Raw genomic sequence first — 1105 nt, 5'->3', positions numbered from 1 at the left:
TCTTGGTAAGCAATAAAGGTTTCCATTAGCTCTGGACCTTTAAATAGAGAGCGTGCACTCGCAAACAACGTCCAATCCTGAGTGACTGCCCATTCTGCTGCTAGGGCCCAGGTCACATCAGCATAGTTACTCGTCCCCGTTTCAGCTTCACGTTTGTAATCATCAAAACGCAGACCCGCAGTAATAAAGAAGGCATCCGAAAAGAAGAACTGATCTTCAACAAACAGCGCCGTTGAAACTGCCGATTCATCCATAAACTTGCTGCTGCCGTAGTAACTAGATGACGTCTTATCCATGTAGTCAAAGCCATAAGTCACTCGGTTATCAAACTGAGCGAGAGCAAAATCCGATTGGAATTTCGCATTTAAGCCAAGGTTTTGGTTCTTAGCCGTGTTCTTTGACAAGCGGTTCGAAGGCCAACGCGGTGCCATAACCGTTTCATCACGTTTGATTTCGGTTTCGGTGTTGTAAAGCGTCACGTTACCTTGGTGCTGCTCCCCTCTTAGCTCGTAACTGAGCGTGACGGTATCGCGATCGTAATCCGTTGGGATCAGCAACTTGCTCGACAAGCCATTGTTTGAACTACCTGCCATATCAGGGCGAGGACTGTAATCGCCGCTGTCACGGTACATATCGTAGGAAAGTTCGAAGCGGTGAATGTCATTAAACTCGTAACCAAGCTTCGCAAGAATGTTGTAAACGTCCCCTGCCGAGCCGAACGTCTTATCACCGTTTCCATCTTTGAAATCGTCACGCGTCACATAGTGGCCATAAACCATTGCATCTACGTTTTCTGACAGCAAACCGTATAACGTTAAAGAGCCTTGTTGGTTGTCGTTAGATGCAAAACCACCGTATACACGCGCGCCAAAAGTTTCATCGTAACGAAGCAAATCACGTGCGTCTTTGGTTTCAAAATACACCGAACCACCCACCCCATTTTGCGTCACTGAGTTGTTACCCACTTGGATATCTGCCGACTTAAGAATATCGGGGTTCAGCGTTAAGTTACCGATGTGGTGGAACATACTCGCGTGTTGTGACGCGCCATCCAGACGGATATCCAAGTCAGTCTCACCCAAGCCGCGAATCGTGATGCGTTGGT

1 protein-coding gene is annotated in these 1105 nt (G+C 47.6%); it reads right to left on the bottom strand.

The features are described from left to right. On the bottom strand, positions 1-1105 hold a 1105-nt coding region (locus tag R7127_RS26765), incomplete at both ends, for a TonB-dependent receptor domain-containing protein (protein WP_318148745.1).

The sequence above is a fragment of the Vibrio sp. 1159 genome (assembly GCF_033340395.1).
Classification (GTDB): Bacteria; Pseudomonadota; Gammaproteobacteria; order Enterobacterales; family Vibrionaceae; genus Vibrio; species Vibrio alginolyticus.
The sequence above is the reverse complement of the archived record's forward strand: the minus strand, read 5'-3'. Positions and strand labels throughout refer to the sequence as shown.